At 62.6% G+C, this 933-nt stretch carries 1 protein-coding gene; it reads right to left on the bottom strand.

Features of this window, described 5'->3' with window-relative positions; translation table 11 throughout:
- Positions 1 to 111 precede the first annotated feature (111 nt).
- The coding region (locus RH857_RS13565) for an ATP-binding protein (RefSeq protein ID WP_310538505.1) at positions 112 to 933 on the bottom strand (822 nt) is incomplete at its 5' end.

Below are 933 nucleotides of genomic sequence, written 5' to 3'. Positions count from 1 at the left end.
TGGCGGATAGCCGGAGTTGGAAGCGGTGGTCTGCGTAGTTGTAAGCGGTGTTCCGGTGACCGGGTAGCGCGTGGTTGTCGGCCCGGCCACCGGAGTGTTCATGGTGTGATGCTATTCCCAGTATCCGGCGGCTGCTCGGGCTTGTTCGCCGCGGTGGCGGCGCATGTCGACTTCGCCGAGGTTGATTGTCCGGGCGTTGTTGGCCAGCCTGTTGACGATGGAGTCGGCGGCGACTCTGTCGGGCAGTGTCTGGGCCCAGTAACCGGGACTGGTCTGGCTGGCGATCATGGTGGCTGCCCGGTGTTCGCGGTTGGCCAGGATGGCGAAGAGGTCGTTGGCGGCCTCGGGGTCGATGCCCACGGTGAGGAAGTCATCAATGACCAGCAGGTCTGCTTCTGAGAGCTTGGTCAGCAGCGCTTGGTGCGCTATGCCGTCGCCGCGGGCGATGATCAGTTTGCGGGCCAGTTCATCCATCCTGGTGTAGATCACCTGGTGCTCATTATGGCAAGCGGCGACCCCGATGGCGCAGGCGATATAGGTCTTGCCTCCGCCGGTGGGTGAGGTGATCAGCAGGTTCGCGGTCTCGGTGCTCCAGTCGTGTGCTGCGTAGCGGCGCATCCGGGTGGGGTTGATGCTTCGGCCTTCCCGGTAGTCAATCTCTGCGATGCTCGCCGTAGGGATGGGGAACTGGGCGCCCTGGATGAGCTTGTCGATTCGGTTGGCTCGCCGCTGGTCCAGGGCGTCGTCGATGGCAGTCAGGAAGATCTGCTCGGGGGTGAGTTCGTCGTTGGCCTCATCGGTGATGAGCTCTTCGAACCGGGCAGCGACGTTAGTCATCCGCAGTGCCCGGAACTTTTCATAATCAGCAGTAGTGAACATGTCCAGGTCACCGTCCCTGCTGCTGGTAGTAGTCGGCCCCACGCACATACACTC

The organism is Nesterenkonia flava (genome assembly GCF_031432335.1).
Lineage (GTDB): Bacteria > Actinomycetota > Actinomycetes > Actinomycetales > Micrococcaceae > Nesterenkonia > Nesterenkonia flava.
Note: the sequence above shows the minus strand (reverse complement) of the source record. Positions and strands in the feature narration are given on the sequence as shown.